Annotated in this window: 23 protein-coding genes, 1 tRNA gene and 1 pseudogene; 10 read left to right on the top strand and 15 right to left on the bottom strand. The window is 67.8% G+C overall.

The genetic code is table 11. From position 1 onward, the window contains the following. Positions 1-157: 157 nt before the first annotated feature. From D3261_RS16425 to D3261_RS16415, 3 genes are all read right to left on the bottom strand, one after another. Positions 158-1,276: a site-2 protease family protein gene (locus D3261_RS16425; protein ID WP_120074236.1), complete on the bottom strand. Its 1,119-nt coding sequence runs from the start codon at positions 1,274-1,276 to the stop codon at positions 158-160. A gap of 209 nt (positions 1,277-1,485) precedes the next feature. After that, entirely contained in the window at positions 1,486-1,731 is a 246-nt protein-coding gene (locus D3261_RS16420; RefSeq protein WP_007695162.1) for a hypothetical protein, read from the bottom strand. A gap of 272 nt (positions 1,732-2,003) precedes the next feature. Then, positions 2,004-2,825 (bottom strand): molybdopterin synthase, encoded by an 822-nt coding sequence (locus D3261_RS16415; protein ID WP_120074234.1) that lies wholly within the window; start codon positions 2,823-2,825, stop codon positions 2,004-2,006. 81 nt (positions 2,826-2,906) lie between these two features. Between D3261_RS16415 and pyrH the strand changes: the two genes are divergently transcribed. From pyrH to D3261_RS16390, 4 genes are read left to right on the top strand one after another with little or no spacing between them, the layout of a single operon-like run. After that, entirely contained in the window at positions 2,907-3,623 is a 717-nt protein-coding gene (gene pyrH, locus D3261_RS16410; protein ID WP_120074232.1) for a UMP kinase, read from the top strand. Then, positions 3,616-5,604 (top strand): lysine--tRNA ligase, encoded by a 1,989-nt coding sequence (gene lysS / locus D3261_RS20740; RefSeq protein ID WP_233554020.1) that lies wholly within the window; start codon positions 3,616-3,618, stop codon positions 5,602-5,604. The genes pyrH and lysS overlap by 8 nt, the downstream gene beginning before the upstream one ends. 51 nt (positions 5,605-5,655) lie before the next feature. Next, on the top strand, positions 5,656-7,437 hold the full coding sequence (locus D3261_RS16395) for a site-2 protease family protein (protein ID WP_120074230.1): 1,782 nt from the start codon (positions 5,656-5,658) through the stop codon (positions 7,435-7,437). 46 nt (positions 7,438-7,483) lie between these two features. Beyond that, complete coding sequence (locus D3261_RS16390) at positions 7,484-9,010, top strand: heme-binding protein (RefSeq protein ID WP_120074228.1); 1,527 nt, start codon at positions 7,484-7,486, stop codon at positions 9,008-9,010. Between the two features lie 41 nt (positions 9,011-9,051). On the opposite strand, the gene D3261_RS16385 is transcribed toward D3261_RS16390, so the two are convergent. From D3261_RS16385 to D3261_RS16375, 3 genes are read right to left on the bottom strand one after another with little or no spacing between them, the layout of a single operon-like run. Further along, a complete protein-coding gene (locus D3261_RS16385; protein ID WP_120074226.1) occupies positions 9,052-11,046 on the bottom strand; it encodes a molybdopterin biosynthesis protein in 1,995 nt (664 codons plus the stop codon). Further along, positions 11,043-12,248: a gephyrin-like molybdotransferase Glp gene (gene glp / locus D3261_RS16380; RefSeq protein WP_120074225.1), complete on the bottom strand. Its 1,206-nt coding sequence runs from the start codon at positions 12,246-12,248 to the stop codon at positions 11,043-11,045. Before glp ends, D3261_RS16385 begins: the two co-directional genes overlap by 4 nt. Before the next feature lie 37 nt (positions 12,249-12,285). Next, the gene (locus D3261_RS16375) at positions 12,286-12,624 is read right to left on the bottom strand and encodes a hypothetical protein (protein ID WP_233554019.1); all 339 of its coding nucleotides are present in this window, start codon (positions 12,622-12,624) and stop codon (positions 12,286-12,288) included. A gap of 165 nt (positions 12,625-12,789) precedes the next feature. Between D3261_RS16375 and D3261_RS16370 the strand changes: the two genes are divergently transcribed. Beyond that, positions 12,790-13,158 carry an Hsp20/alpha crystallin family protein gene (locus D3261_RS16370; protein ID WP_120074221.1) on the top strand — a complete coding sequence of 123 codons (369 nt, stop codon included), beginning with the start codon at positions 12,790-12,792 and terminating at the stop codon, positions 13,156-13,158. Positions 13,159-13,168: 10 nt separating this feature from the next. Then, on the top strand, positions 13,169-14,953 hold the full coding sequence (locus D3261_RS16365) for an AarF/ABC1/UbiB kinase family protein (protein WP_120074219.1): 1,785 nt from the start codon (positions 13,169-13,171) through the stop codon (positions 14,951-14,953). Positions 14,954-14,969: 16 nt separating this feature from the next. On the opposite strand, the gene D3261_RS16360 is transcribed toward D3261_RS16365, so the two are convergent. Both D3261_RS16360 and D3261_RS16355 read right to left on the bottom strand, forming a co-directional pair. Further along, positions 14,970-15,042 (bottom strand) — tRNA-Gly (locus D3261_RS16360). A gap of 252 nt (positions 15,043-15,294) precedes the next feature. Beyond that, positions 15,295-16,017: a hypothetical protein gene (locus D3261_RS16355; RefSeq protein WP_120074217.1), complete on the bottom strand. Its 723-nt coding sequence runs from the start codon at positions 16,015-16,017 to the stop codon at positions 15,295-15,297. A 178-nt stretch (positions 16,018-16,195) separates the two neighbouring features. Here D3261_RS16355 and D3261_RS16350 point away from each other — a divergent pair, with 178 nt between their 5' ends. Beyond that, a complete protein-coding gene (locus tag D3261_RS16350) occupies positions 16,196-16,573 on the top strand; it encodes a hypothetical protein (protein WP_120074215.1) in 378 nt (125 codons plus the stop codon). Here D3261_RS16350 and D3261_RS16345 read toward each other — a convergent pair whose 3' ends face one another. Further along, complete coding sequence (locus D3261_RS16345; RefSeq protein ID WP_120074213.1) at positions 16,574-17,473, bottom strand: acyltransferase; 900 nt, start codon at positions 17,471-17,473, stop codon at positions 16,574-16,576. A 71-nt stretch (positions 17,474-17,544) separates the two neighbouring features. Beyond that, on the bottom strand, positions 17,545-18,492 hold the full coding sequence (locus tag D3261_RS16340; RefSeq protein ID WP_120074211.1) for a transcriptional regulator: 948 nt from the start codon (positions 18,490-18,492) through the stop codon (positions 17,545-17,547). A 144-nt stretch (positions 18,493-18,636) separates the two neighbouring features. On the opposite strand from D3261_RS16340, the gene D3261_RS16335 reads away from it, so the two are divergent. Then, entirely contained in the window at positions 18,637-19,896 is a 1,260-nt protein-coding gene (locus D3261_RS16335) for a tRNA(Ile)(2)-agmatinylcytidine synthase (protein WP_120074209.1), read from the top strand. Between the two features lie 57 nt (positions 19,897-19,953). After that, entirely contained in the window at positions 19,954-20,727 is a 774-nt protein-coding gene (locus D3261_RS16330; RefSeq protein ID WP_120074207.1) for a sugar phosphate isomerase/epimerase, read from the top strand. Here the strand turns inward: D3261_RS16330 and D3261_RS16325 are convergent, their stop codons facing one another. The 4 genes from D3261_RS16325 to D3261_RS16310 form a co-directional block, all read right to left on the bottom strand. Then, complete coding sequence (locus D3261_RS16325) at positions 20,728-21,798, bottom strand: threonine synthase (protein WP_120074205.1); 1,071 nt, start codon at positions 21,796-21,798, stop codon at positions 20,728-20,730. Positions 21,799-22,216: 418 nt separating this feature from the next. Next, the gene (locus tag D3261_RS16320) at positions 22,217-23,146 is read right to left on the bottom strand and encodes a branched-chain amino acid transaminase (RefSeq protein WP_120074204.1); all 930 of its coding nucleotides are present in this window, start codon (positions 23,144-23,146) and stop codon (positions 22,217-22,219) included. Between the two features lie 65 nt (positions 23,147-23,211). Beyond that, positions 23,212-23,889 (bottom strand): 3,4-dihydroxy-2-butanone-4-phosphate synthase, encoded by a 678-nt coding sequence (gene ribB / locus D3261_RS16315; RefSeq protein WP_199694041.1) that lies wholly within the window; start codon positions 23,887-23,889, stop codon positions 23,212-23,214. Further along, complete coding sequence (locus D3261_RS16310; RefSeq protein WP_120074200.1) at positions 23,889-24,593, bottom strand: DUF120 domain-containing protein; 705 nt, start codon at positions 24,591-24,593, stop codon at positions 23,889-23,891. Before D3261_RS16310 ends, ribB begins: the two co-directional genes overlap by 1 nt. 148 nt (positions 24,594-24,741) lie before the next feature. Here D3261_RS16310 and argS point away from each other — a divergent pair, with 148 nt between their 5' ends. Continuing rightward, positions 24,742-26,490 (top strand): arginine--tRNA ligase, encoded by a 1,749-nt coding sequence (argS, locus tag D3261_RS16305; RefSeq protein WP_120074198.1) that lies wholly within the window; start codon positions 24,742-24,744, stop codon positions 26,488-26,490. Positions 26,491-26,492: 2 nt separating this feature from the next. On the opposite strand, the pseudogene D3261_RS16300 reads toward argS, so the two are convergent. Then, positions 26,493-26,887: pseudogene (locus D3261_RS16300) on the bottom strand (septum site-determining protein MinD); the annotation flags it as partial.

Genomic DNA, 26,887 nt, shown 5'->3' with positions numbered 1-26,887 from the left:
GGCGCTGTGAGACTGGGTCTCCGGGCCTCCGAGCCTCCGAGCCTCCGAATGCATCGGAAGACGGTTTCTCACGGGCCGTGAGATGCGATGTTCCATCGTCGGGCGAGATCCACGAGACTCCGCAGTCAGGAGGCGGTTCGTCCCTCGAAGAAAGGGGTCACGGGATGAACTCGAACGGGATGGGTGTGAAACAGAGCACGCCGAGCGCGAAGGTGACGAACCCGAGGAGGAGGCGCTTGCTGCCGAGCGCCTCGTCGTATATCGGGGTCGTGGGACCGGCGTAGGCGAAGCCCATCGTGAACACCCCCCAGAACATCCAGAGGAAGACCGCGTTGAACGCGGCGTCCTGGACGTAGTAGAGGTAGGCCGCGAGGCCGAACAGCGCGGCGGGCACCAGCGCGCCGACGGTGGCCTGGCGCTTTCCCAGCATCGCACGCACGAGGTGGCCGCCGTCGAGCTGGCCGACCGGGATCAGGTTGAGGAAGGTCACGAACATCCCGACCCAGCCCGCGAACACGACGGGGTTCACCGTCTCCCGCCCCGGGTAGTCGAGCGGCTGGCCGACGAGTTCGGCGAGGCCGCGGATCAACACCGGATAGTGGAACTCGATCGGGAAGCCGGGGTCCGCGACCGGCGGGAGGAAGAGCCCCACGACGGTGACGAGACACGCTACCACGAGCCCCGCGAGTGGGCCGGCGACCCCGATGTCGAACAGGGTTTTCCGGTCGGGCATCCGACCGCGCATCCGGATCACCGCCCCCATCGTGCCGATGACGTTGGGTATCGGGATGAAGTACGGGAGGCTGGCGTCGACGCCGTGGTACCGGCTCAGGGCGTAGTGGCCGAGTTCGTGGACGCCGAGCACGCCGAGGACCGCCGCCGCGAACGGCCAGCCGGCCAGGATGTCGAGCGGACCGTCGACCGCGACGCCGTACCACTGGCTCCCGGCGTAGAGCGTCGAGACGACCGTGAGCCCCGCGAACAGCAGGTTGGTCCACGGAACGCCGTCGAGCCCCGTCGAGTGCGGGGTGGCGACGAGAACCTGGCGTTTCCGGGGGATCTCGACCCCGGTGAACGGGTCGCGCTCGGTGTACGTGTCGGTCGTGAGCCGCACCTCGTAGCCCCGGTCGCGGAACACCGGCCAGAGTCGACGTTCGAGGCGGTCGCCGGGAACCAGCGCCCGACCGTAGTACCGGAGCTGGTCACCGTCGACCCGGCGCTGGGTGACGCGAAACAGCCCGGCGAACGCCTCGGCCGGCGGACCGCGTTCGTCCATTGTCGAAGCTACGTGAGGGTTCGGTATAAACGTACAGACCCGCTCTCGGAGCCGACGTCAGCGGGAACCGGTGTGGGGGTGAACTCCTGGGACCGTCGTGGGAACTCCATCGAACGATGGAAAGCGGTGGGGAGGGCGGGTGGACCGCGGGGACGGCGACCGGTGGGATGACGAACCGGCCGCGATCGGGCGGATGGACGACCGGTGATTCAGGCCGGCGCGACGCGCCACGTCGTCGCGCTGGTGTACGACCACTTCTCGATCTCGAGGGTGGTCGCCGAATCCGTGAGCTTACACATCAGCGCGCCGATCTCCTTCGGCGAGAGACCGACCTCGTCCGCGATGAACTTGCTCTTGAAGTAGAGCTCGCCGTCGGCCGCGTTGCGTTCGAGGTACGCTTCGAGTCGCTGTTCTTTCGTGGTCGAGTCGACCCCGGAGGGCTGTGTCGTGCTCATTGTGGCGTCCACTTGCATCCAGAGCGTACCATGTATTATACCCGACAGATGCTTCGGGTCGCTTCGGGTCCCTTCAGTCGCAAAATCGGTTGTGGAGTGATTTCACGACGCTTCGAGAAACCGTTAGACGTTTTATCGAGCCGATACAGATATTTGATCTATATTTCTATCGTGAGAGAATCCCGTGTGGAGTGCGCGCTCGTCGGGCGGGGTGATCGGTATTTAGCGGCAAAATGTTCTCGTTCCTGTGCGGGTCGAGGGGCCGCCGCGGTTCACGCGCGCTCGTGGACCCAGAACTCCTCGTCGGTCGTTCGCTCCTTCTTGAAGATCGGGACCTCGGCTTTCAGCCGGTCGATACCGTCCTCGACCGTGCGAAAGGCCTCGCGTCGGTGGCCGGCGAGCACGACCACGAAGACGATGTCTTCGCCCGTCTCGATCAGCCCCGTTCGGTGGTGCATGAGCACCCGGTAGACACCGTCGCGCGCCTCCAACTCCTCGGCGATCGCCGCCATCGTTCGGTCGGCCACGCCCTCGTAGGTCTCGAATTCGAGCGCCTCGGTCGGTGTGTCGTCCGCCGAGTCCTTCGCCCGGACCCGCCCCGTGAACGTCGCGATCGCGCCCGCACGGTCGGCATCGGGGTCGGTCTTCACCGCCTCGACCAACGAGTCGAGCGTGACGTACGGTTCGAGTTCGTCGACCGTCGTCGAGACCGCACCGAGGTCCACCCCGTCCGCCTCGGGAGCCGTCGCGATGGTCGGCCCGGCGTGCTCGCGGCCCCCGAGGACCACCGCCGGGAGGTCTCGCGCCGAGAACCCCTCGACGACCACGTAGTCGTGGTCGGGTGCGAGGTCGTCGAGGAGCGCCGACAGGGGGCGGGGGTCGCCGGTGGCGAACCAGCCCTCGTCGCTCACGCCGTAGGTCGCGCTCGCTCCCGCCGCACGATGGCGCGCCGTGTCCTTGCCCTCGGTGTCGATGTCGGGTGCGTGGTCGAGGTGTTTCACCGTGGCGACGCGCCCGTCGAGGCGGGGGAGGAGCCGTTCGACCAGCGTCGTCTTGCCCGCGTTCGAGGGGCCGACGACGGCGAAGACCTTCATGCGGGGGGGAGGGTCGGCCGTCGCTTGTACCCTTCGGCGGGGTTGACAATCCTTATGGGCGCGTCCGAGCAACCGGAGCCAATGAAAATCGTTCTCTCCCTCGGTGGCAGCGTGCTCGCGCCGCGGGACCCGGAGCGCGTCGGTGCACACGCCGAAGTCATCGAGGACCTCGTGGCCGAAGGCCACTCCGTCGGCGTCGTCGTCGGCGGCGGCACCATCGCCCGCGAGTACATCCACACCGCACGCGCGCTCGGCGCGAACGAGATCGAACTCGACCAGCTGGGTATCGACACCACCCGGGTCAACGCCCGGCTCCTGATCGCGGCGCTCTCCGAACGCGCGGTGACCAGTCCCGCGACCGACTACGAGACCGCTGGCGAGGCGCTCCGGCGCGACGAGGTCGCCGTCATGGGCGGGGTCGCACCCGGCCAGACCACCGACGCCGTGAGCGCCGCGCTCGCCGAGTACGCCAACGCTGACCTGCTGGTCTACGCGACGAGCGTCCCCGGCGTCTACAGCGCCGACCCCGCGACGGACGACGACGCCCACCGCTTCGAGGCGCTCTCGGCGACCGAACTCGTCGACGTGATCGCGGACATCGAGATGACCGCCGGCGCGTCGGCCCCCGTCGACCTCCTCGCGGCGAAGATCATCGAACGCTCGGGGGTTCGGACCGTCGTCCTCGACGGGACCGACCCCGCACGCGTCGCGCGCGTTGTGACCTCGGGCGACCACGACGGCACCGACATCGTGCCCGAGGGCAGCGACGAACCCACCTACTGGGCGATGAATGACTGACGACGACCCCTACATCCTGAGCGGGTCACAGCCCCACGACTTCTGGGCCGAATCGGTGGCCGATCGGATTCTCGAGCGCGATCCAGATGACCCTATCGTGATCAAGGGTGGGATCTCGCCGTCTGGCGTGCCCCATCTCGGCAACATGAACGAGATCCTCCGTGGTTACTTCGTAGCCGAGGCGCTCCGCGGACGGGGACGAACAGTCAAACAGGTCTTCACCGCCGACGACCGCGACCCACTCCGAAAGATCCCCCGAAAGCTCGCCGACCTCGACGGGAACATCGTGGGCCTCGGCGACGTCGACGCCGGCGCGCTCGGGCGCAACCTTGGGAAACCCTACACCGCGATCCCGGACCCGTTCGGCTGTTGTGATTCGTACGGATCACACTTCTCGAACCTCATCGAGCGAAGTGTGAAAGCGCTCGGGATCGATGTCGAGATGGTTTCGAACACGGATCTCTACGAATCCGGTGCGTTCGAGGACGTGACACGAACTCTCCTCGAACATCGCGAGGAAGCAAGAGGCGCGCTCGCGAAATACCAGAATAAGGTTGACGAGGGTTACGTGCCATTTCGCCCGATCTGTGAAGAATGTGGTCACGTCACAGAAACGGATGCCGTCACGAGCGTGAACCTCGATGCGGGTACCGTCGAGTACGCCTGTGGCGACATTGAGGCCGGCGGGCAGGTCATTGAGGGCTGTGGCCACGAGGGAACCACCACCTTTCGGAAAGGAAAACTCCCATGGCGCTTCGAGTGGCCTGCCCAGTGGCGGGTTTTGGGGGTCGATTTCGAACCGTTCGGTAAGGACCATGCCGAGGGTTCATGGCCAAGTGGGATCGACATCGCGCGAGGAATTCTCGATGATGTCCCACCAATTCCCATGGCCTATGAGTGGTTCACACTTGACGGCAAAGCATTCTCGTCGTCAGAAGGACATGTCATCATGATTCAAGAGGTTCTACAATTCATAGAGCCCGAAGTTCTTCTCTATTTCTTTGCTCGAGATCCAAGTAAGGCTCGCGACTTCTCAATTGAAAATATCGATCAGTTAGTCGATGAATTTGATAACTTTGAGAAATCGTACTTTGGTGAAATTGATCTCCCAATCAGTCAGCAGAAGCAGGATCAGATATATCCCACTCTCATTTCATCGATTGAGTCAGGTGTTGACGATAGCGTTCATGGTGTATCTGAACAGGTTTCACCAGAAAATCCCGTAGAATATTACTTGTCGATCTTGGTTGGGTCTGCCATATCATATGATTTGGAGATAACTGAATCTATTGAATATCTCAAAATCGACACTAAAATATCAAAGATAGAGGGTACGGTCTCGTCAACAGATAGGCGCAAGAGAATAAACACTAATAATTGGAGAGGTATACATATATATGCAGACATTGATCGGCTGCGTACATTTGATTTTGACAATAATAGGCTCAAATGGGACAATCAAGAGATTCGGAACCACCGAGATAAGATACTGAGAGAACTCTTCTCGAAAAGATCCCGCTTGCCATATACATTTGCAGCTGTACTCGGAATGGCAGATAGCTTCGATTTGCGTGAAAAAATGGCTCGCCGTGAAGATCATATATCATACGATACACCTGATTGGGCTGTCGAGAACAGTCTCAAGCGTGTTGAACGTGCTCAAAGATGGGCAAGAAAAGTTGACAATGCGTATAATTACCGTCTTGAAGAGGGTCTCCCTTCAGTAGAATTTGATAGCGATATCTGCGAGGCCCTTGATGAACTTTCGACATTTATTGAGGAGGATGAGGCGAGCCGTGGCGGCGAGGCGATCCAGAGCGAGATCTTCGAAACCGCCCGAAGTCACGACCTGGATCCCGGCGACCTGTTTTCCGCTGGCTATCGACTCTTCTTCGACACCGAGCAGGGGCCGAAGCTCGGGCCGTTCCTCGCCGAGCTCGACCGCGCGTTCGTGGTCCGGCGGCTCCGGCGCGAAGGCTGAGTGGAGGCCGGGAACCAAACCCTCATGCCCGACGATTCCTGAGAGTGGCCAATGGTTAGCGCGCTGGTTTGGGTGCTCGCTGGAGTTCTTCTCTACACCGTCGTCGCGACGGCGGCCTCGACGCGGGGGCTCCTGCCGAACGCGGTGCGGGTCTCGGGGCCGATCACGACGATCCACACCCAGCGCGGCAAGGCGTTCCTGACCTGGCTCGCCGGGCCGAAGCGGTTCTGGCGGGCGTGGGCCAACGTCGGCGTCGGGATCACGCTGGTGGTCATGATCGGGGCGTTCGCGACCGTGATCGTCAGCGCGGTCCAGATCTTCGAACAGCCCTCGGCGAGCGTGATCACCCAACCCCAGGACGCGCTCGCGATCCCGGGCGTGAACTCGTTTCTCCCCCTGTCGGTCGCCCCCGAGATAATCTTCGGGCTGCTCATCGGGCTGGTGGTCCACGAGGGGGGGCACGGTCTGCTCTGCCGGGTCGAGGACATCGAGATCACCTCGATGGGGCTCGCGTTGTTCACCCTGATCCCCCTCGGCGCGTTCGTCGAACCCAACGAGGAACAGCAGTTGAAGGCGAAGCGCGGCCCCCAGACCCGGATGTTCGCCGCGGGCGTCACCAACAACTTCGTGCTCACCGCGGTCGCGTTCGCGCTCCTGTTCGGGCCGGTGGTGGGCTCGATCGGGGTCGCGCCCGGCGTCGCGGTCGGCGGCGCGCTCCCCGGCACGCCAGCGGCGAACGCCGGGATCGAGAGCGGCGACGTCATCACGGGCGCGGCGGGGCAGAACGTCTCGAACGAGAGCGAGCTCGCCGCCGCGCTCGACGACGCGAACCGTTCGGTCGAGGTCACGCTGGACGACGGAAACACGACCACGGTCCGGCGGTCGGTGGTTGTCACCGCCGCGACGCGAGGCGGTCCGACGGGGCTCGGAACGAACGAGTCCAACTCGACGACGATCGCGGCGGTCAACGGGACGCCCGTCGCGACCGAACAGGGGTTCGAGGGCGCGCTCAGAAATCACACGGTGGCAACCCTCCGGACGACGAACGGCTCCACGACGACCGCACCGATGGGGGCCTACGCGACGCGGATGACCCCGAACGGACCGCTGGCGAACGCGACCGGCCAGGGTGGGGAGCCGGTCGTCATCACCCGGTTCGCCGGCGAGCGGGTCACCAACACCACGGCGCTCAGCGACATGCTCGCCGACACCCAGCCCGGCGACACCGCTCGGGTCGAGGCCTTCGTCGACGGTGAGCGCACCACGGCGACCGTCACCCTCGGCGAGAACCCACAGAACGGGGCCGGTCTGCTCGGCGTGAACGACCTCCAGCAGGGAACCAGCGGGCTGGTCGTGGACGACTTCGGGATCGATAGCTACCCCGCCGACGCGTTCCTCTCGATCCTCGGCGGGGATGCAGGCGGACCCGGCGGATCGTCGCTGTTGGCCGGCCTCCTCCCGGTCGTCACGCTGCCACTCGCGGGCGTCGCGCTCCCGCAGCTCGGCTACAACTTCCCGGGGTTCGTCGGGACGAACATCGACTTCTACACCGTCACGGGACCGCTCTCGTTCCTCGGCGACGGGGTGTTCACGTTGGCGAACCTCCTGTTCTGGACCGCCTGGATCAACCTCAACCTCGGCTTCTTCAACTGCATCCCGGCGTTCCCGCTCGACGGCGGCCACATCCTTCGGACCAGCACCGAGGCCGTGGTCTCGCGTCTCCCGGTGGGCGGCCGGCGGGCCCTGACGGGGGCGGTGACCACCGCGGTGAGCGTCACGATGCTCGCGGCGCTCGTGGTGATGATCTTCGGGCCGTCGCTGCTCTCGGGGTAGCCGGCCGACTCACAAGACCCTTGTCCGCCTCGGCCCTCCGTCCGGCATGGACCGACGGAGACCGCCACGAACCGAGGAGGGCTGGTACGTGCTCCACGATTTCCGAACTGTCGACTGGGACGCGTGGCGCGCCGCACCCGAGCGCGAGCGCGAGGCCGCCATCGAGGAGGGCACCGAGTACCTCGCGAACCACGAGGCCGTCGCGGACGCCGATGCGGGCGGGTCGGCGACGTTCAGCGTACTCGGGAGCGGGGCCGACCTCCTCGTGCTCCACCTCCGGCCGTCGATGGCCGACCTCGACACCGCCGAACGCGCCTTCGAGCGAACCGCGCTCGCCGACTTCACCGAGCAGACCGACTCCTACGTCTCGGTGACGGAGGTCTCGGGCTACATGTCCGAAGAGTACTTCGAAGGCAAGGAAGTCGAGGACTCGGGGATGGCGCGCTACATCGAGTCGCGATTGAAGCCCGAGATCCCCGATTCGGCGTACGTCTCCTTCTACCCGATGGACAAGCGCCGCGACCCCGAGTACAACTGGTACGACCTCTCGTTCGAGGAGCGCGCCGACCTCATGAGCGGCCACGGCGACATCGGGCGCGACTACGCGGGCAAGGTCACCCAGATCATCACCGGCTCCGTGGGCTTCGACGACCACGAGTGGGGTGTGACGCTGTTCGCGGACGACCCCGCCCAGATCAAGAAACTCCTCTACGAGATGCGCTTCGACCCCTCCAGTTCACGCTACGCCGAGTTCGGCCGCTTCAGGTTCGGGCGGCGCTTCCCACCCGCGGACCTCGACGCGTTCCTCACCGGCGAACCGGTGCCGGCCGAGGGCGATACGAGCGGGGCCGACAACGGCCACCCACACGGCGACACCAACGGCGGTCACCATCACGGCGAGTCGAGCGAGGACGAAGGGGAGGGAGCGGACATGCGCAGCGCGCTCGCCGAGGAGGGTATCTACGCCGGTCAGCCCCACGGCGAGGACGTCCACGCGGTGGTCGTCTACTCCGAGGCCGACCCGGACGAGCTCGCCGAGGACGTGGACGGGCTCCGGGGCAACTTCGAGCACTACGACACCCACGTGAAGACCGCGGTCTACGAGCCTCACGAGGCGCGCGACGCCTCGGGGACGACCGAGGAGATCGCGAGCCGAGGCGGCAACGCGGCGGTCGCGAGCATCTGGGAGACCGAGAGCGCCGCCGAGACCGCGAGCGGCTTCCTCTCGGACCTCCCGGGAGTCGTCGCCCGGACCGAAGCCGAGGAGGGCGAGGCGATCGACGCGGGGAGCGGGTTCGGCACGATGGGGATGTTCTACACCACCAAGCCCGAACACCGCGGGGAGTTCGTCGACCGATTCGAGACCGTCGGCGACCTCCTCGCGGAGATGGAGGGGCACCGCGATACCGACCTCCTCGTGAACCGCGACGACGAGAACGACATGTTCATCTCCAGCCAGTGGCGCTCGCGCGAGGACGCGATGGCGTTCTTCCGGAGCGAGGCGTTCCGCGAGACCGTCTCGTTCGGTCGCGAGGTCCTCGACGACCGCCCGCGACACGTCTTCCTGACGTAGCCGAACGGTTCTACGAGCGTTCCACGGCCCGGGACGACCGGTCAGCGGTCGTCGACGGTACCGAATCCAGGGAGAGCGCCGACGAGGTCCCCGATGTCGTCGAGTTCGGCTCGGAGGCGTTCGACGCCGGGTTTCTCGGTTCGTGAGGCGTTCGCGAGCACCCGGACCCGCTCCTCGCCGACCGGCACGAACCCACAGTCGAGTTTCTCGGCGGTCGCCCGCAGCCCGATCCCGGCGTCGGCGTCGCCCGCGACCACGCGTCGGGCCGGGCTCTCGTGGGACTCGACGGCGAAGTCGAACCCGTCGATGGCGTCGACGAGGTCGTGGCGGTCGACCCCGCGCTCGTCGGCGAGGACGGCGAGCGCGTTCGCGAGGCTCGTCCGGAGCCCCGAGGCCGTCGAGCGGTTCACGAACCGGAGGTCGCGCTCGACGAGGTCCGCGAGCCCGTCGATCCCCGCCGGGTTCCCCGCGGGCACGACCAATCCCCACTCGCGGGTCCAGCCGCCGAGTTCGGTCCCGCTCTCGACCTCGTCGGCCGTCGAGACCACCGCGACGTCGGACACGTCGTCGCGGAGCCGCCGCCGGCCGACCCGGCTGCCGTGGCCGAGGTAGCGCGGGCGGTCGAGGCGGTCGAGCAGCCGCGAGAGCAGCGGGTCGTCCTCGCCGACGCCGAAGACGGTCGGCGGGCGCACGTCGGGCGAGAACAGCGCCACTGAGACCCGTTCGTCGCGGTCGAGGTAGGAGACGTCGGCGGGCATCTCGACGATCCCGTCGGCCTCGACGAGGCTGGTGGTCGCGCCACTGCCCTTGTCCACCGGATAGACCAGCGTGTCGCCGTTCCCGTCGGTCACGAGCCCCACGGGAACCAGCCGGTGGCGGCCCTCCTCGTGGCGCTCTCGGACCGCCATCCGGCCCGCGACGGTCGCGCTCGGCGGGGCGGCGCGTCCCGCGGCACGGCGGATGGCGGGCGCGACGAACGTCCGGAAGATCGAGAGCGCCGAGACGGGATAGCCCGGCAGCCCGATGTACGCGGATTCGTTGAACTGCCCCACGAGCATCGGCTTGCCGGGCTTGATCGAGACCCCGTGGAGGAGGAGGTCGCCCTGCTCCTCGATGACGCGATAGACCACGTCGACGGCGCTCGCGGAGGTCGACCCCGAAGAGAGCACGAGGTCGCACTCGTCGGCCGCTTCCCGGAGGGCGCGCTCCATCTCGGCCATGTCGTCGCCGGCGTGGGGATAGACCACCGGCTCGCCGCCGGCCTCGCGCACCCCCGCCGCGACGGCGTAGCTGTTCACGTCGTAGATCTGGCCGCGCCCGCTGTCGACGGTCTCGCCGGGTCTGACGAGTTCGTCGCCGGTCGAGACGATGCCCACCCGCGGCTTCGCGCGGACCGAGACCTCGTCCACCCCGAGCGCCGACAGCAACCCGATCTCGCGCGAGGTGAGGCGAGTACCGGGACCGAGCGCCCGCTCGCCAGCCGCGATGTCCGCACCCGCCGCCATCACGTTCTCGCCCGGCGTCACCGCCGTTCGGACGAGGAGCGTGTCGCCGTCCTTGCTCACGGTTTCACCGTCTTCTCGCGGGCTTTGCCCGCTCGAATGGTCCGCGGAACTCCGTTCCGCGCTATTCGCACATTCCGTCGCGCTTCGCGCGACGCGGTCAGTCCGTTCGACCGCGACCATCGCGTCGGCGTCGGGCGGCATCACGGCCCCGGTGGCGATCTCGACCGCCTCGCCGGCCCCGAGGTCGGTGGCGGGGCGCTCACCCGCTTCGACCGTGCCGACCACCGTGAAGGTCGTCGGGTCGGTCTCGCCCGCCCCGAACGTCTCGCGCGCGTGGAGGGCGTAGCCGTCGAGCGCCGAGCGGTCGAAGCCGGGAACGTCGAGCCCCGCGTCGATCCGCTCGGCGAGCACCCGGCCGTCGGCCGTGTCGAGGTCGACTTTCTCGACGCCGGGATCGAGGTCGAGGGACTCGATGGCGGCGTGAGCCTCCTCGACCGTCGAGAGGTCGCGGAACTCCTTGCGCTCGCTCACGGCAACCGCCCCCAGTGCTCGACGGCGACGGGTTCGTCCGCCGGGATCCCCTCGCGTTCCTCCGGGACGACGACCCAGCCGTCGGCGAACGCGACGCTGGACAGCGCGCCCGCGCCGCTGGCCCGGGTCGGTACCGCCGTCCGCTCACCGTCGGTCTCGTCGAGACGGACCCGCACGAACGTTCGCGTGCCGACGTCGCTCCGGACCTTCCGATCGAGCCGGGCGGTGGTCGTCGGGAGCGGGTCAGGCGGCAACCGCCCGGCACGTTTCAGCGCCGGGCGGAGGAGTTGAACGGCACCGACGATACACGAAACCGGATAGCCCGGCAACAGCAGCACCGGTGTGTCGTTGACGACGCCGAAACCGACCGGATGGCCTGGTTTGAGCCCGACCCCGTGGACGAGCAGTTCGCCCGCGTCCTCGACGACGGCCGGGAGCAGGTCGCGCTCGCCCACCGACGACCCGCCTGCGGTGACGACGAGGTCGGCCGTGGTATCGCGCTCGATCGCCGCCCGGAGCGCGGCGTGGTCGTCGGTCACCACGTCGCGGTAGGTCGCGCGCCCGCCCCAGCGCTCGACGTACCGCGAGACCGTGAGCCCGTTCGTCTCGACCACCTCGCCCGGGTCGGGGTCGGCCTGGACGAGCTCCTCGCCCGTCGGGATCACACCCACGGTGGGCCGCTCGTAGACCGGTATCTCGCGGATTCCGACGGACTTCAACAGACCGAGGTCGGCGGGTCGGAGGCGATGACCGGCGTCGTAGAGGGGTTGCCCCGCCGCGACGTCTTCTCCAGCCGGGGCGACGTTCTCGCCTTCGGCGACGGCCGCGGTGACTTCGATCCCGTCGCCGACCGGCTCCGTGTGTTCGACCATCACCACCGCGTCCGCCCCGTCGGGCAGCGGGCTCCCGGTGTGCACCCGTACCGCGGCCTCGGGACCCGGCTCGTCGGCGACCCGGAGGGGAGCGGGCGAGCGCTCGCTCGCCCCGAAGGTCTCGGTCGCCCGGACCGCGAAACCATCCATCGCGGCGCGGGTGTAGTGGGGGACGTCGCGTGCCGCGTCGATCGACTCGGCGAGCACGCGGCCGTCGGCGGCGTCGAGGCGGGTCGTCGTGGTCCGCTCGACCGGCGCGACGCGTTCGAGGAGACGGTCGCGGGCCGCGTCGAGGCGGGTCAGGCGTTTGAACCCGGCCGGTTGGCTCATGGCACCCCTCGGTGACGGGGCGCAAAAACGTCTGGCGTTAGTGGAGCCCGGCGACCAGGATGGTGTCACGGCGAACGACGAACTCCGGGACCGGCGACCGGTGGAAGTCGACGGTGAGGCTGGCACAGCCGCCGTGGTCGGCGCGGAGGTCGACGCGAAGCGTGTCGTCGTCGGTGCCCGTGATGACGGTGCGCTGGCTGTCGCCGGCGACGGTGTGGCGGCCCTCGGCGAGCACGGTGTCGCCGCCGGCGATCCGGACGTCGAGTTCGTGGCTCGTGTCGTCCTCGTTGCGGAGGAGCACGGCCGGGGAATCCGGGGTGTCGGGAGAAGATGGGTCGGTGGTCGCGGTACGGTTCTCGCGGGAGGTCTGCGTCATCGTCTTTATGATGTGGAGTCCCGCACATGAAGCAAGTCGATCGTTGCCGATTGTTTCGAGGGTTTCGAACCGTTTCAGACCGTTTCGGACGGCGATTCGGGAGGACCTTCGGGTTCGAGCCGCCGCTATCGCGGGCTTTTTCGCCCCGGCGATAGTAGGCCTCCTATGTCGCTGTCAGACGCGCTGGCGAACCTCCCCGAACCCGTGTTCGCCGACGGCTACGAGTCCGAGACGGCGTACCTCCTCGTGGTCGACCTGCCGGGCGTGACCGACGAGACGCTCGACGTCCGGGTCGAGCGGGGTCGTCTCCACGTCGAGGCGCGACGGGCGAAAACCCCGCCGACGGCCTTCCGCTACCGCCGTGAGGACCGTCCGCTGTTCGTGGAGTTCAGCCTCCCGCTCGTCCCCCGTATCGACGAGACCGGGATCGAGGGGAGCCTCGACCACGGGACGCTCACCCTCACCCTCCCGAAGCGCGAGGCCACGGCGACCTCGATCCCGATAACCACCGACGACCGAAGCGACGGCCAGTGACGGGGCGAACGTGAACGTTCGGGCGTACGGACGGTTCTTCGTCGTCCTCCGGCAGTTCCTCCCCCTGATTCTGGCGTACCTCCGCGACCGCCGGCGGTTCGTGGTCTTCGGCGGCCGGCGGCGGGTCACGAGCGAGATGCGGACCGAGCGCGCGCGGATACTGCTGGACTCGTTGCTCACCCTCGGGCCGACGTTCATCAAGCTCGGCCAGATCCTCTCGACCCGGCCCGACGTCCTGCCCGGCGAGTACGTCGCCGAGCTCACCAAGCTCCAAGACGAGGTGCCGCCCGCCGAGTGGGACGAGGCCCGGCAGGTGATCGAAGCCGAGTTCGGGTCGGCCGAGACGGCGTTCGACTCGTTCGACACGGACGCCATCTCGGGGGCGAGCCTCGGACAGGTCTACCGCGCCGAGTTCGAGGGACAGGCGGTCGCGGTGAAGGTCCGCCGGCCGGGGATCGTCGACCTCGTGGAGGCCGACCTCAAGGTGGTGAAGTGGAGCCTCCCCCTCGTGATCCGGTTCATCGGTGAGGCGCGGTCGTTCTCGCTCGAAACCCTCGCCGAGGAGTTCGACAAGACGATCCACCAGGAGCTCGACTACGCCCGCGAGGCCCGGATGCTCCAGGAGATCAAGGGCAACTTCACCGACAACGACGAGGTCCGGATCCCGGAGGTCGTCGAGGAACGCTCCACCTCACGGGTGCTCGCGATGGAGTACGTCTCGGGCACGAAGATCACCGCGGTCGACGAGCTCGACAGGATGGGCGTCGACCGAACGGCGCTCGCCGAGCGGCTCGAACGGGTCTACCTCCAGATGATCGTCGACGACGGCGTGTTCCACGCCGACCCACACCCGGGCAACCTCGCGGTCGAACCCGACGGCACCCTCGTGTTCTACGACTTCGGCATGAGCGGCCGGGTCGACCCCTACATCCAGGACAAGATCATCGAGTTCTACATGGGGATCGCGAACCAGGACATCGACGCGATCCTCGACGCACTGGTCGAGATGGGCACCCTCAGCCCGGAGGCGGACCGCGAGACGATGGGCAACGTGATGGAGCTCGCGATCCAGGACATCCGCGGCGAGGAGGTCGAACAGTACCGCGTCCAAGAGGTGGTGAGCCAGGTCGAGGACACCATCTACGAGTTCCCCCTCAGGCTGCCGGCCAACCTCGCGCTCGTGCTCCGGGTGGCGACGGTCGTCGAGGGGGTCTGTGTCACGCTGTCGCCGAAGTTCGACTTCATCTCGGTCGCCACCGACTACCTCGTCGAGCAGGGCTACCGCGAGGAGGGTGTCCGACAGTTCCTCGAAGGCCGGAGCGAGGAAGTGCAGGACCTCGCACGCGCGGCGGTTCGAACCCCGCCGAAGATGGAACGCCTGCTCGACCGCCTCGACCGCGAGGACATCGTGCTCCACACCGACATCGAGGACACCGACAACCTGCTCGACACCCTCGCGAACCGGCTGATATTCGGGGTGCTCCTCGCGGTCGGGGTGCTCTCGACGACCTTTCTCTACGCGACCACCGACCTCATCGCGACGAGCGTGGCGGCGGCGTTCTCGCTGGTGGTGGCGTTCTACCTCGCCCGGTCGTTCCGGCGATCGACCCCGGTCGCGGACACCGCACCGGAGTTCACCCGGCAGGGGCTGAGCCAGCCACCCGGCAGAGGAGGGAACGAACGGGACGGACAGAGCGGTATCGAGGCGATGGCTCGGACCGGAAGCGACACCGCCGACGACGCGGACGCCGAGTCGATCGCCGTCGAGCGCGAATCCGACGACTCGGAGCGATGAGTACGAGGGAGAAGAGTGCGTCAGCCGCGATTTGAACGCGGGTCATCAGCATGGGAAGCTGAGGTGATACCAGGCTACACCACTGACGCGCACACGTCGATCACACCACGAGCCCCATAACGATGACGGTCCGCACCACCGACACCGGTCGGTCGTCCGCGAGCGGTTTTCGGTCGCGGCAGCCGCCTCGTCGGGATCAGAACGTTTTTATCTACACCGAACACCCATCCGATAGACTGGCATTGGGACCAGTCTGGGAACTCCAACGAAGGGTGATGCCACGCAACGGGTTCTCCTCTTTTGATACCAGCCGTCGAGCGGTGCCGTCGGCCCGTCGCTGATTACACCGAGTCGAGCCACTCGCGACCGCGTGCTTCGTGAAGCGTCCACAGTGTATCGGCCGCCGTCCCGTCGAACCGCAGCGGCCGCCGCCACCACGGTCCCTTCCCCGAATCACTCGATAGCTTGGTCACGAGTTCGTTGGCGTCGACACCCGCCGTCGGTGCGGAGAGGGGTATCGCACGGTCGTAGAGCCCCGACCCGTCTGGGTCGCCCGCGAGCAACACCCGCGCGTCGAACGTCTCGCGCTTGCAGTGGGCGTTGGTGGCGAACCGCTCGCGTTCCGGGGCCGGGAGGGCGCGGTACGCCTCGCCCGAGACGGGGTCGACGGCGAGCTCGAACCCACCGATCAAGTAGGCACCCCACTCGGGAGGTTGTCGGGCGGTCGGCTCGCCGACCATCGAGAGCGTGGCGTAGAACAGCACGAGATCGCCCGCGTCGAGGTCGAGGAGGGGGCGTGCCTTGACGCCGAAGGGGTCGCCGTAGGTGTAGCGCTCGCCGTAGGGGTACTCCGCGAACTCGGGGTCGAGGTGGACGGGCGCGTCGAGCGCGTCGGCCGGGATCGCGGTTTCGAGGTCGAGGTCCCGGTAGGTCGGGACGGGTTCGGCGACCGGTTCGGGCTCCGGGATCGGGACGAACTCGAAGCGGCCGTCGGGGTGGACCGGGCCCCGAACGCCCGGCGCGTTGGTGTTGGCCCCGACGTTGATCGCGACGGCACGCGGCATGTAGGAGGGTGCCCCGGCACCGACTCAGTTCTGTCGATCACCGGTTCGTGGACCGAAGCCCGGACCGGGTCGAAAACCGAACGGATGATCCGCAGACCAAATGGAACAGTATATATACATACGGAGAATTCATGGAGATAGCTTTTATTCCCCCGTTGTCGAATGAGACTATTGCGCTATGACCGAACGCTTTCCCTCACCCAGCGGCGGTCCGGCGGAGACGGTTACCTCGATGCCAGCGACGCCGTCCGGGTCGGCCGACGCCCGGCAGCGCCACGCGCTCGCGTATCTCTCGCACTTCGAGTATCCGGTCGAGCTCCGGACGCTCGCGGCGTACGTCGCGGCCGACGAGGGGAACGTGCCGGTCGAAGCCGTCGACGACCGGGTACGCGAGGAGACCGCGATCGCGCTCCACCACATCGACCTCCCGCACCTCATCGCCGTCGGCGTCGTGGAGTACGACCCCGAGAGCCGGATGGTCGTCGCGACCGAAAACGCGCCCGTAGGCCGATACGTCGACGTCACCGAGGGGCCACGCTCGTTCGACGCCGTCTGATCACGTCGGCGGGCGGCGGTCGCGGCCGAACTCGTCGAACTCGTCGAGGTCCGCGGGGAGGTCGACGGCCACCCGTCGCTCGTCGCGGCGGTCCTCGTTCGCCGCCTCGATCGGGTCGGCGACCGACTCCCAGCCCGGTTTCACCCGCACCGACTTCGCGGGCGTACCGACCGCGACGTGGTGGTCGGGAACGTCGCGCTGGAGCAGGGATCGTGCGCCGACCATCGCGTTCTCGCCGACCCGAACCCCCGCCCTGACCATCGAGTCGTAGCCGAGGCGCGCGTCGTCCGCGACGAGCGTGTGGAAGTTGGTGACGTCGGTCTGGTCGACGATGTCGTGGTCGTGGCTGTAGACGTGTGAGTCGTCGGCGATGCTGACCCGCGAGCCGATCGTGAGCCGCCCACGGTCGTCGAGGTGGACGTCGTCGTGGACGACGGTGTTGTCGCCTATCTCGATGTTGTGACCGTAGGTCATCGTGATGCCCTTGAACAGCCGGAGGTTCTCGCCGGCCTCGGCGAAGAGGTGATTCGCGAGCATTTCACGAAAGCGAAGGGCGAACTCGACGTTGTCGGCCATCGGTGTGGCGTCGAACTGCCGCCAGAGCCACTGGAGGTGTTTCGAGCGCTCGAACGCCTCCTCGTCCTTCTCGGCGTAGTACTCGCTTTCGAGCGTTGCGTTGCAGGGGTCGTAGCCCTGGAGGCGGACGCGTTCGGCGGCCGAGACCGCGCCGTCGTCCCGAAACCGTCGGTAGGCGTCGTCGTCGCCGTAGAGGCCCGCGAGGGTCTCGGCGACCACGTCGCAGGTGTCCTCGGGGCCGGACAGCCGGTCGTCGACCTCGGTCAGGAACGTTTCGAGTCCCGCGTCCGCTGCCGGCGGCAGCGTGACGTGGCGCTTTGTCATCGCGCGCGCTACGGGGGTGTGACATTTGACTCCGTGGATTCGGGCGACCCGCCACGGAAAGAAAGCGTCCCTCAGGCGGGTTCCTCGGCGCGTTCCTGGATCAGGTCGCGGAGGTCGTCGGGGTCGCGAATGGCGTCGATCTCCTCGCGCTCGATCAGCGCGGTGCCCTCGACGGCGTCGCGCTTCGACTTGTCGACGACGTAGACCGACCGGGTTCGCGTGACGGTCCCGAGCGAACTCATGATCCGGGCGCGTTTCTCGGCGGTCGGAGTGAACGCCGAGTTCCCGGTCAGAACGTTCTCGGCGGTGCCGTCGTCCTCGCTCACGGTGGTGAACGGCGCGCGGGTCGTGGGGTGGACGTCGAACCCGACCCTCGTCAGCACGGCGACCAGCGAGTCCTCGGCCGAGTCCGATTCGCTCTCGTCGTCGTCCGCGAGCGCCTCGGGGCTCTCGAAGACGTCGACGGGGTTCGCGAGCGGGGCGTCGAGGAGGTCCTCCATCCGCGCGGCGACCTCGACGGAGGCGTTCATGCCGTCCTCGTACTTCGAGACCGTCCGTCGCGAGACACCGAGTTCGGTCGCGAGCCGCCCGAGGCTCCAGTCGCGTTCCTCGCGTTCGTCGGCGAGCACCTTCCCGTCGATGTTGACGTAGAGCCCACCGGGGGCGGCGTAGATCATCGGTGGGACGTCCTCGACGAAGAGGTCGAGGGCGGTGTCGGGGCTCAACACGGGAACCCCGTGGCGGAGGTACATCACGCCGGGTTTGAGGTCCTCGTCCCGCGTTCGGAGCCCGATCACCATCGGGGTTGCGTCGAGGAAGCCGCCGAGGCGTCGCATCTCTCTCCCTGTGCGTCCGTCGAACGCGTCGATGTTCCCGAGGATCTTCACGAGCAGGAGGCTGTCGTCGCGGCGGGCGGCGACATCGAAGCTCTTCGGCCGCACCGCACACCGCTCGCTCACGAGAAAGCCCGCGTCCTCGAGCATGGCGGTCACGTTGCCGACCAGCGCGGACCGTGACATAGCCGTATCTAAGTGCACGTACCCATATATGGATTGTGGCGGTGAGGGACCGTTCCGTCCGGCGATCTCGGCTTCGAGCGACGATAGAGCTAAATACGATGGTCGATCCGGAACGGGGTTGTCGAACGAGGGGGAAAGGGGACCGTGACGCTCATCGGGTTCGACGACACCGACTCGCGCGAAGCGGGGATGTGTACCACCTACCTCGCCGCGCGGGTCGCCGAGCGGATACGGGCGGCCGGCGGGACCGTCGAGCGGCTGGTGCTCGTTCGGCTGAACCCCGCGATCGAGCACAAGACCCGTGGCAACGCCGCGCTCTGCGTCCACACCGACCTCGCCAGCGAGGACGCCGTCGTCATCGCCCGCGACGCGGTCGAGGCACTCGCCGTGACCGACGACCCGCGGACGAATCCCGGGCTGGTGGTCGCCGACGGGGAGGTTCCCGACCCCGTCGTCGAGTTCGCGCGGCGCGCGCTCCGGGAACGGCTCGACATCGACGAGGCGGAGGCGCTCATCGACGCCGCCGGCTATCGACACGCGGGCTGGAAGAACGCGCGTGGCGTGGTGGGGGCACTCGCGGCGGTCGGGGCCTGGGCGGCGTTCGACGATTGGACCTACGAGCACATCGCCTACCGTGAGGCCCACCGGCGCGGCACACCCCGTGAGTTCGACCACAAGTCGGTGTTCGAAGCGGCGGATCGCGGCTATCCGACGGTGTGGGACACCGTCGACCGAGTGGAGGGAACGGCGGTCTGCGTGCCGCACGCGCCGGGACCGATCCTCTACGGGATCCGAGGCGACGACCCGGACGCGGTGCGGGCGGTCGCGGATGGTATCGAGAGCGAACCGGTCGAACGGAGGGCGCTGTTCGTGACGAACCAGGGCACCGACGCGCACCTCGGGGATGGGTCAGTGGGTGAGACACGGGACGGACGGGCCTACCGTCTCGACGGGACCGTCGAGTCCACACCCGAGACCCGCCGTGGTGGGCACGTCTTCTTCGACCTCGCGGATGGCGAGAGATCGCTTCCGTGTGCCGCGTTCGAGCCGACGAAGCGGTTCCGCGACCGGGTGCGCGCGCTCCGGGTCGGCGACCGGCTCACCGTCTATGGCGAGGTTTCGGACGACACCCTCAAGCTCGAGAAGTTCGCCGTGCGGGACCTCGTGCGAACCGAGCCAGTAGTACCCGACTGTTCCGAGTGTGGGCGCTCGATGGAGAGCGCCGGCCGAAACCAGGGCTACCGCTGTCGGCGGTGTGGGACCGACGCACCCGGGAAGATCGATCGGGAGATCGACCGTGGGCTCGAACTCGGCTGGTACGAGGTGCCGCCGTGTGCCCGCCGCCACATCGCCAAACCACTCGTTCGTGGCGGGTTCGACGCGCCGACCCATCCCGAGCGGTAGGATGAGGAGGGCCGCGACCCCGCGAGCCGTTAAGGTCGTTCACCGCGAGTGGCAGGTATGGCCGTTCGACGGGGGTTCGTCACGCAGGTCGGGATGGGCTACGAGGAGTCGTTCGAGCGCGCCGACGAGTACGGGCTCGACTTCGTGGAGGTAATGCTGGACGGCGCGCACGAGCGCACCCGCCTCGACCCGGACGCAGTGCGCGAGTCGGCCGCCGACCACGACCTCGACCTCCTGGTGCACCTCCCGTTCGCGCTCGACATCGCCTCGCCGTTCGAGCACGTCCGTGAGGGCGCGCTCCGGGAGCTCCTCGCGGCGATCGAGACCGCGGTCGACTGTGGGGCCGAGAAGGGCGTCGTCCACGCGAGCACGTCGGCGTGGTCGGCCGCGTGGGACCCCGAGGACCTCCGGCCCAACCTCTTCGAGACGGTGCGCGAACTCGACGAGTTCGCCCGGAACCACGACTTCGCGGTCTGTGTGGAGAACATCCCTGGCGACCTTCTGCCCGCCGGCGAGTTCCCCGACCTCTTCGAGGCGACCGAGGCACGGATGACCCTCGACACCGGCCACGCCCGGATGAACGGGCTCAGTTCGGAAGAGATGGGCGACCTGCTGGCGACCCACGGCGACCGGATCACCCATATCCACCTCAACGACACCCGTAAACCCGCCGACGAACACCTCCCGTTCGGGTCGGGCACCATCGACTTCGAGCGCGTCCTCGAACCCCTCTCGGAGGGCTGGGCCGGTACGCTCTCGCTCGAAGTATTCACCCGGGAGTGGGACTACATCGAGACCAGCGTCGACCACCTCGACGCGTTGCTCGCCTGATCAGCCCTTCAGGCCGGTGCCGGTGAGCGGGACGACGATATCGTCGGTTTCGTCGAGGATCCCTCGCTCGCGGTACTCGACGAGCGCGGCGGTCGCCACCGCGCAGGTCGGTTCGACGTTGAAGCCCGCGCGGCCGAGCCGGTCGTGCTCGCGTTCGGTGTGTTCGGCGTCGATGGCAATCGCGTCGCCGTCGGTCGTCTCGATCGCCTCGCGGATCTCCTCGGCCCTCACTGGCTCACGGATGTGGATGCCGTCGGCGAGGTCGTTTCGGTCGTCGGTTCCGTTGGGGTCCGCGATCGGGGCGTAACCCGTCGCCTGCGCACCGAGCAGTCGCGGAATCTCTCCTGTCCAGCCCGCATCCCGGAGCGCGCGGAAGCCGCGGTAGGCCCCGAGGAAGAGAGTGCCGTGGCCGAGCGGGAGCACGACCGCATCGGGAACGACCCAGTCGCGTTGGGCCGCGACCTCGAAGGCGAACGTCTGCGTGCCGGCGAAGAAGGCGGGGTTCCACGAGTGACTCGCGTACCAGCCCTCGTTCTCCTCGACCGCGTCGATGGCGGCGGCGGTCACGTCCTCGCGCGAGCCCTCGGTGGGGTGGAGGGTCGCGCCGGCGCGCTCGATGGCCCGGAGTTTCGCGGGTTTCGCGTCCGCCGGGGTGAATATCTCGGCGGCGAGGCCCGCGCGGGCGGCGTAGGTCGCGATGGCCGTGCCGGCGTTGCCCGAGGAGTCCTCGACCACGCGTTCGGCCCCGACTTCGAGCGCGCGCGAGATCGTGGTCGCCGCGCCGCGGTCCTTGAAGCTCCCCGTGGGCGAGACGTATTCGAGTTTGAACGCGCAGTTCCAATCGGGTGCGTCGACCAGCGGGGTCCAGCCCTCGCCGAGGCTGGTCCGTTTCTCGATCGGGAGGAACTCGTCGAACGTCCAGAGTCCGTCACGGGTATCGAGGTCGGTGAAGTCCGGTGCGGGGCGCTCGGGAAGCGACCGGTCGGCGAAGTCGAGCGGGTGGCCACAGGTGCATCGCCAGCGGTCGGCGTAGGTGGCATCGCAGGCGGGACACCGGAGGGTCGCGGGCATGGCGACGTCACGAGACCGGGAGACCAGTAGCTGGCGGTTCGGAGCGGTTGTGGCGGCGGTGGCTGTGCGGTCGCCGGGTGCGGTGGCGGCGCGGTCGCGGGGCGGGTGCGGCTGCGGTGCGGTCATCGAGCGGCCGCGGCGCGGTCCCTGGTGTCTCGGCGAACGAATGTGAGCCGAGGCTCAGGAGAGCTTCGCTCTCCTGGTGGATGAAGGGCGAGCCCCGTAGGCGCGAGGGCTTCGGCGGTGCTGTGCGGTGGCGGTTGCGGGAGTGGGTAGTGATCGCACCGCAAGAGAGTGAAACGAGCGAGCGGGCCGAGGAACCTCCGAGCGAAGCGAGGGGGTGACGCTGGCTTTTGATCCACATTTTGCCAGAGAGTGAGGCGCGGAGCGCCGAACGAACGCAGCAAAAGGTGGGTGTCTAAAGGTGGGTGAACCACTCGTCGTGGTCGTCGGTACGGCGCTCGATGAGGTCGAAGAAGGCCGACTGGAGGTCCTCGGTGACGGGGCCGCGCTCGCCGTTGCCGATGGTGGTGTCGTCGACCGAGCGGATCGGGGTGATCTCGGCGGCGGTGCCGGTGAAGAAGAGCTCGTCCGCGGTGTAGAGTTCGCCGCGGGAGATCGAGGCCGAGTCGTCGACGTCGTAGCCGCGTTCGCGCGCGAGCGTGACGACCGACCGGCGGGTGATCCCGTCGAGGATGCTCTCGGCGAAGCCCGGAGTGTGGATGGTGCCGTCGCGAACGAGGAAGAGGTTCTCGCCGGGGCCCTCGGCGACGTTGCCCTCCTTGTTGAGCACGATGGCCTCGACGTAGCCGTTTCTTCTAGCTTCCTCGCCCGCGAGCATCGAGTTGACGTAGAGGCCAGTGGTCTTCGCGTTGGTCGGAATTTGGCTAGAGGCGTGTTTGCGCCACGAGGAGACCATCACGTCGACGCCGTTCTCGAGCGCGTCGTCGCCGAGGTAAGTCCCCCACGGCCAGCACGCGATGGCGGTCTGCGTGGGGCAGTCCTGCGGGCTCACGCCGAGCGTGTTGTAGCCGTAGAAGGCGATCGGTCGGATGTAACACGATTCGAGGTCCTGGCGCTCGATGAGTTCGAGGGTCGCCTCGGTGAGTTCCTCGCGCGTGTGGTCGATGTCCATGTCGTACGGCTTCGCGGAGTCGTAGAACCGGTCGAGGTGTTCGTCCCACCGGAAGATCGCCGGGCCCTCCTCGGTGTCGTAGCAGCGGACGCCCTCGAAGACCCCGGAGCCGTAGTGGAGCCCGTGCGTGAGGACGTGGACCTGCGCCTCGTCCCAGTCGACGAACTCCCCGTCCATCCAGATCGTGTCGACGTCCATCTCGTCGAATCCCATACCCGTAGTTGGGGAGGGGGTGGTTATGAGTGTTGACGATGTGCCGTGTGACTAGGAGACGGGAGTTACGAGCGGTCGAATCGGTCCACGAGCCGTGCGCCCTCGACGTAGACAAAGCCCTCGTGGTCGGCGTAGGCGCGGGCGTCGGCGGGCGAGAGCGCCCCGCCCGAGTCGTCGAGCATCTCACAGACGACGACCGCCGGCGGGCGTTCGGCGGCCGCGGCGAGCGCGAGCCCGAGTTCGGTGTGGCCGCGGCGGTCCGCCAACAAGTCGGGTGCGCCCCGCAGGAGGTGGACGTGGCCGGGCGCGCGAAATTCGGCCGCGAAGTCGAACGCGTCGGGCGCACTCGCGGCCCGCGAGAGCGCCGTGATGGTCGTCGAACGGTCGTCGTCGGTGATCCCGGTGTAGGTGTCCCGATGGTTCACCGTGAGCGAGAACGACGAGCGGTCGCCGTAGCTCAGGGTCTCGCCGCTGGCGACCGGATGGTCGATGACCTCGCGGGCGAACGGGAGGTCGAACGCGCGGGCGACGGCGTCGGAGACCGCGACGCAGACCAGCCCGCCGGCGTCGTTGCGGAGCCGGGCGACGGCCGCGGGCGTCACGGCCCCTGCGGGGTAGATCAGGTCGGTCTCGCCCTCGCGGTCGGCGGCGTCGTGGACCAACACCGGATCACCCGCCCGGAACGCCTCGATGGCGCGCTCGACGGGGTCGGCGTGGTCGGCGGCTCGTTCGGTTCGCGACATCACGACTCGGCCTCGATCCGAACCGTGACCAGGTCACCGTCGTCGAGGTCGAGTTCCTCGCGGAGCTTCGTCGGCGCGATGAGTTCGAGCTGGTCCTCGTCGTGGTGGGTGCGCTCGGGCGCGATGACGTGGGCGGGCTCGTACTCCCGGCCGTCGGCCTCGACGGTGGCGGGATAGCAGAAGGCGGGACCGTAGGTCCGGTCGTCGTCCTCCCAGCCCTCGATCTCGACCGGATCGACCGAGTCGAGGCCGGTGCGCTCGCGGGTGCTGTCCGACACCAACGAGACGTTGAGGGTGCCGAGGAAGGGCTCGTAACCGAGCCGTGGTTCGAACTGCTCCATGTAGCCCGGGAGGGATATGTAATGGCGGCCCTCGCCCATCCCGCTGGTGACCTCGCCGTCGAGTTCGATCGTTGTCTCGCGTTCGAAGATCCGGCGGTAGGCGGCGTACTCCTCGTGAAGCGCGCGTTCGCCGGCGTCCGTCACCGCGACCCACTGGCCGTCCGAGACGGTCTCGCGGTCGAGGAGACCGAGGTCGTCGAGGCGCTGGAGCCGGCGCGAGGCGGTCTGGTTCGAGGCGTCGAGGTCGGCCGCGAGGTTCGCACACGAGACCTTGATCTCGCCGTCGAGCCCGCCACGGAGGGCGAGCCGTTTGAGGGTGGCGAGCTCGTCGTTTCCGACCGCCGCCTCGGTTGCCGTCGACATGGTTCGACGGAGGGGGTCGCCCCGGATAAGCGTGCCGAACGCGTGATCCGTCCCATCGGCGTGACGGTCCGGGTGCGGTCCGGTATCGCAGTACGCCGACGGCCCCGAACCCAACACGCATTTAGCGACGGCCGGGAAACCCGATTTCATGTTCCTCTCGCTCCGAACGGAGGTCACGGAGGCGCTGTCGAGCGCGCTCGCGACGCTCGACGTGCCCTCGGCCGACCTCGGTATCGAGGAGCCACCCGAGAACGTGGACGCAGTGTTGGCGTCGAGCGCGGCCTTCCGGCTCGCCCCCGACCTCGAAGCACCACCGCCGCAGATCGCGAGCCGACTCGCCGCGGCGATAGACCCGGACGCCTACGAGTACATCAGTGAGGCGTCGGCCGCCGGGCCGTACGTCAACTTTCACCCCAGTAACGCCTACTACGAGGACACCCTCCGAGCGGCGAACGACGACGAGTTCGGCCGGCTCGAATCGACCGGCGAGCGCGTCGTGGTCGAACACACCAGCGCGAACCCAACTGGTCCCGTGCACGTCGGCCGGGCGCGCAACCCGATCATCGGCGACGCGCTCGCGAACGTGCTGGACTTCGCCGGCGACGACGTCGACCGCCACTACTACGTCAACGACGCGGGCCGACAGATGGCGGTGTTCACGTGGGCCTACGAGAACTTCGACGAGTCGGACCTCCCCGACCCCGAGCGCGACAAAGCCGATTACGACCTCGTGCGCTACTACCGGAAGGGCAACGAACTGCTGGAGGAGGGCGACGAGGCCGAGGTGGAGGCCGCCGAGACGGAGATCCAGTCGATCCTCCAGGGACTGGAGGAGGACGACGAGGCGACCTACGAGCGGGTCGAGCGGGTCGTCGACACCGTGCTCGCCGGAATGGGCGAGACGCTCTCGCGGCTCCCCGCCGAGTTCGACGAGTTCGTGAAGGAGACGCGGTTCATGCGCGACGGCAGCACCGACGAGGTCGCCGAGCGCCTCCGCGAGATGGACGAATCCGTGCTGGAAGAAGGGGCCTGGCAGCTCGACCTCTCGGCGTTCGGCTTTGAGAAGAAGCTCGTCTTCCTCCGGTCGGACGGAACCAGTCTCTACACGACCCGCGACCTCGCCCACCACGAGTGGAAGCTCGCGAACTACGACCGCGCCGTGACCGTCGTCGGCGAGGACCACAAGCTCCAGGCCGACCAGCTCGACCACGTGCTCGATATGCTCGGGAACGACACGGATAGGTTGGAACACCTGCTCTACTCCTACGTCAACCTCCCCGAGGGGAAGATGAGCACCCGTGCGGGCACCGGTATCGACCTCGACGACCTGCTCGACGAGGCCGTCGCGCGGGCACGCGAAGAGGTCGAGAACCGCCTCGACGACCGGATCCGTGACGACGACCTCTCGGCGGCCGACGTCGAGCGGATCGCCCGGCAGGTCGGGATCGGCGCGGTGCGCTACGACATCGTCTCGAAACAGCCGGCGAAAGCCATCACGTTCGAGTGGGAGCAGGCGCTGAACTTCGAGGCTCAGAGCGCGCCCTACGTCCAGTACGTTCACGCACGGACCTGCGGGATTTTGGATGAAGCCGATGAGATCCCGCCGAACGATCTCGACGCGAGCGCGCTCTCGACGCCCGAGGAGCGCGCGCTACTCCGCGTCGTCGCGCGATTCCCGGCGGTGGTCGAACGGGCCGCCGACGAACTCGCTCCCCACGTCGTCGCGACCTACACCCGCGAGTTCGCGGAGACGTTCAACGCCTTCTACCGCGAGTGTCCGGTGCTGTCGGCGGAGGGCGAGGTCCGCGAGGCGCGGCTGGCGCTCGTGGCTGCCTCGCGGCACACGATGGCGAATGCCCTCTCGCTGCTCGGGGTCGCCGCGCCGGAATCGATGTGAAACTACCCGTTCCGATCCCGGTCGAGCGCACCCGAGAGCCGACCGACCACCCACGAGACGCCGGATTCCGACGTTTCGGACGCCGCGGCGATCGAACCGTCGGCGAAGGCCGTCTCCCGGCTCGGTTCGTCGCGGTCGACGAGCGCCGACGCGAGGCGATGGTAGGCCTCGGCAGCGTAGCCCTCGGGAGCCGTCCGAACCAGCGGCTCGGTTCCCACGTCAGCTGATTCGGGGACCACCGCGAGCATCTCGGTCCCCAGCCGTCGAGCCACCCCGGAGACGTCGGTCTCGTCGGTCGAACGGGTGAGCACCGACCCGACGACCGTCCCGCCCGCCCGTTCGGCGAAGCCCGCGGTCTTTCGCGCGTCCGCGACCGCCACCGGGTCCGGGGTGGTTA

The sequence above is a fragment of the Halococcus sp. IIIV-5B genome (assembly GCF_003602035.1).
Taxonomy (GTDB): Archaea; Halobacteriota; Halobacteria; order Halobacteriales; family Halococcaceae; genus Halococcus; species Halococcus salsus.
The sequence above is the reverse complement of the archived record's forward strand: the minus strand, read 5'-3'. Positions and strand labels throughout refer to the sequence as shown.